At 71.1% G+C, this 3,661-nt stretch carries 3 protein-coding genes and 1 pseudogene; all 4 read left to right on the top strand.

The features are described from left to right. On the top strand, positions 1 to 771 hold a 771-nt coding region (locus RJ05_RS08610), incomplete at its 5' end, for an ABC transporter permease (protein ID WP_036535288.1). Beyond that, positions 761 to 1,651, top strand: coding sequence for an ABC transporter permease (locus RJ05_RS08605; protein ID WP_036535285.1), 891 nt, complete (start codon positions 761 to 763; stop codon positions 1,649 to 1,651). The genes RJ05_RS08610 and RJ05_RS08605, both read left to right, overlap by 11 nt. Next, on the top strand, positions 1,648 to 3,342 hold the full coding sequence (locus RJ05_RS08600; protein WP_036535283.1) for a dipeptide ABC transporter ATP-binding protein: 1,695 nt from the start codon (positions 1,648 to 1,650) through the stop codon (positions 3,340 to 3,342). The genes RJ05_RS08605 and RJ05_RS08600 overlap by 4 nt, the downstream gene beginning before the upstream one ends. Before the next feature lie 43 nt (positions 3,343 to 3,385). After that, a pseudogene (locus tag RJ05_RS08595) lies at positions 3,386 to 3,661 on the top strand (DUF1684 domain-containing protein); the annotation flags it as partial.

The raw sequence follows: 3,661 nt of genomic DNA, 5'->3' as shown, positions 1-3,661 counted from the left end.
CTGAGTTCGCTGTCGCATGCGGTGCGCGGCGATATCGGGCGCTCCATCGCCACCGGACAGCCGGTGGCCGAGGCAATCACCGACGCCCTGCCCTCGACGCTCGCGCTGACCGGGCTTGCCTTGCTGTTCGCCGCGGCCGGCGGCTGCGCGCTGGCGTTCGCCGCCACCTACACCCGCAGGCCGTGGCTGCGGTCGGCACTCGCCGCGTTGCCACCGGTCGGGGTATCGATGCCGACGTTCTGGACCGCGCTGATCCTGTTGCAGCTGTTCTCCTTCCGCTGGCAGCTGGCGCCCGCCTTCGGTGGGCTGGTGCTGCCAGCGGTGACGCTGGCCATCCCGATCGGGGCGGTGATCGCGCAGGTGCTGGCCGCGGGGCTGGAATCGACCTGGCGACAGCCCTTCACCGAGGTCGCGCTGGCCAAGGGCGCTTCGCGCTGGTGGGTGCAGCGCAGGCACGTGGCCCGGTTGGCGAGCGTGCCGGCGTTCACCATCGCCGGTGTGCTGGTGGGGAACATGCTCGCCGGTTCGGTGGTGGTGGAGACGGTGTTCGCCCGGCCTGGGCTTGGACGGCTCACCCAGACGTCGGTACTGGCCCAGGACATTCCGGTGGTGCAGGGCATCGTGCTGGTGAGCGCGCTGGCCTTCGTCATCGTCAACCTCGCCGTGGATCTGCTGTATCCGGTGCTGGATCCGCGGATCGCCGGCGGTTCGGGTCGTACCGGGCGCTCTGTGCGCCCGAGTGAGCGCCGGGAGGCCACCGATGTCGCTTGAGCTTCTCGAACGGCCGGAGACGACGACCGCCGTGGCGGAGGAACGCAAGGAGCGGCCACGTCGGCACCGGATAGGGAAACGGTTGCGCGGCACTGCGGCGCTGATTCCGGCGAGCGCGGTGATCGTGCTGGTCGTCGGGTGGGCGCTGGCACCGTCGGTGTTCGCCGGCGGCGACCCATTGAAAGGTGTTCCGGCGCAGAAATTCCAGCCGCCGAGCGCCGAGCACTGGTTCGGTACCGACAATCTCGGCCGCGATCTCTACACGCGGATGGTGCACGGCGCGGGTCTGTCGCTCACCGCCACCCTGACGGCGGTCGCCATCGCCCTGGTGGCGGGCACGCTGCTCGGTTTGCTCGCCGGCGCGCTCGGCGGCGTGGTGGACATGGTCGTGATGCGGGTGGTCGATGTGCTGCTGTCGGTTCCTGCGCTGCTGCTGTCGCTGGCTCTGGTGACCGCCCTCGGCTTCGGCACCCGCAATGTGGCTGTCGCCGTGGGTGTTTCGCTGATCGCCAATTTCGCCAGAGTGATGCGTTCGGAGGTGCTGCGGGTGCGCCGGGCGGCGTATGTGGAGGCGGCGCGCGCGTCGGGGGTGCGCTGGTACACGGTGCTGGCCCGGCACATCCTGCCCAATTCCTATCCACCGGTGCTGGCGCTCGCCGCCGTCGAGTTCGGTATGGCGGTGCTCGCAGTATCGGCGCTGAGCTTCCTCGGCTACGGCACCGCACCGCCCACCCCCGAATGGGGATCGCTGATCTCGGAGGGCCGCAACTATCTGGCCACCGCCTGGTGGCTGACGACGCTGCCCGGCCTGGTGATCATCGCCGTCGTCCTGTCCGCCCAGCGCGTGGGTCGCGCCGTCACGAGGAGTGCACACCGATGAGCGACAACGCCGCCGTCGACGTCCTGTCGCCCGCCGACGAGAATGAACCGCCGGTCGAGGCCGAGGAACTCCTACGGGTCGAACGATTGCGGGTGCGCTACCGCACCGGCGACGGGCCGGTCACCGCTGTCGACGGTGTCTCTCTCACGGTCCGCCGAGGTGAGGTCGTGGCGCTCGTGGGCGAATCCGGTTCGGGCAAATCGACGCTGGCACATGCGGTGATCGGGCTGCTCGGCGCGACCGCCGACATCGCCGACGGCACCGTGACTTTCGCCGGCCAGCCGGTGGATTACGCATCCGAGCACGCTCTGCGCCGGTTGCGCGGGCTCCAGGTCGGGTTCGTGCCGCAGGATCCCGGGCTGTCGCTCAATCCGGTGCGCCGCATCGGCGATCAGGTGGCCGAGGCGCTGCGGGTGCACCGGCTCGACGACCGTCGCGGTGCGCTGGAGCGGGCGACGGCCCTGCTGGCGGAGGTGGGGCTGGATCGGCCGCAGTTGCGGGCCACCCAGTACCCGCACGAGCTGTCCGGCGGGCAACGTCAGCGCGTGCTGATCGCCATCGCCCTGGCCTGCGGCCCGGATCTGATCATCGCCGACGAACCGACCAGTGCCCTGGACGCCACCGTCGCCCGCCGGGTCCTGGACCGGCTGGCCGAACGCATCGCCGCGCGCGGGACCGCCGTGCTGTTGATCACTCACGATCTCGCGATGGCCGCCGAACGCGCGGACCGGCTGGTGGTGCTACGCAACGGCGCCGTCGTCGAATCCGGGCGCACCGCCGAGGTTCTCGGCGATCCGCGGCATCCGTACACACGCCGGCTGCTGGCCGCCGCGCCCGCTCTCGCCGCCGACCGGGTGGTGCGACCGGCCACCGTGCTCGATGGCGGCCCGCTGCTCACCGTCCGCGAGGTGCACAAGTTGTTTCGCGCCGGTGCCGGTAGCACCGTCACCGCGGTGGCCGGGGTCGGATTCGAACTCGGTCGCGGCGAAACGCTGGCGCTGGTCGGCGAATCGGGCTCGGGTAAGTCGACCACCGCGCGCATCGCGGTCCGGCTGACCGACCCCGATCGCGGCGAGGTCGTCTTCGACGGCGAGCCGTTGACCCGCGCCCGCGCCGGGCAGCTGCGGGCGCTGCGGCGCCGATTCCAGATCGTCTACCAGAATCCCTACTCGTCGCTGGACCCGCGGCTGCGCGTCGGGCCGGTGATCGAGGAGCCGTTGCGCGCCTACGGCATCGGCAACCGCAAGGCCAGGGCGCAGCGGGTGGCCGAACTGCTCGAGCAGGTGGCGCTGCCGGCCGGGTACGCGCGGCGGCGGCCGGCCGAACTGTCCGGCGGGCAACGTCAGCGGGTGGCGATCGCGCGGGCCTTGGCGCTGCGGCCGGAGCTGCTGGTGCTCGACGAACCGGTCTCCGCGCTCGATGCCTCGGTGCAGGCCCAGATCCTGGAACTGCTCGACGATCTGCAACGGCAGCTGCGACTGAGCTACCTGTTCATCTCCCACGACCTGGCGGTGGTGCGCCGCATCAGCGACCGGGTCGCGGTGATGCGGTACGGGCGCATCGTCGAAACCGGTACCACCGCGGACATTTTCGACAACCCGCAGCACGACTACACCCGCGAGCTGCTCGCTGCCATCCCGAAACCGTCGCTCGCCCTGCGCCTGCCGGTCCCATCCGACCTCCCGTCATGACGACGCTCGACCCCGCCCGCACACCACACCGAGGAGACTTCCGATGACCACCAGCCTCACCTCCTTCGCCACCGACTGGGCTACCTGGCACGCCGAACGCGAAGACGCCCTGCGCGACCCGCTCGGCTTCCTCGGCCTCACCGCGCTGCACTGGCTCACCGACCGGCCCGAACAGTTGCCCGGCGTGCCCGGCACCTGGTGGGTGATCGACGACCGGGTGTTCGTCACCGCCAAACCCGCCGACCGGCTCGACCACGACGGCGAGCGGATCGCCGGCGTGCACATCGTCGTCGCCGAGGAAGGGGCGCCGGGCGTGCTC

This window comes from Nocardia cyriacigeorgica NBRC 100375 (assembly GCF_000308555.1).
Lineage (GTDB): Bacteria > Actinomycetota > Actinomycetes > Mycobacteriales > Mycobacteriaceae > Nocardia > Nocardia cyriacigeorgica.
Note: the sequence above shows the minus strand (reverse complement) of the source record. Positions and strands in the feature narration are given on the sequence as shown.

Coding starts and splice junctions, on each gene's coding strand:
- RJ05_RS08600 (WP_036535283.1), top strand. CDS start 1,648: ATGAGCGACAACGCCGCCGTCGACGTCCTGTCGCCCGCCGACGAGAAT.
- RJ05_RS08605 (WP_036535285.1), top strand. CDS start 761: ATGTCGCTTGAGCTTCTCGAACGGCCGGAGACGACGACCGCCGTGGCG.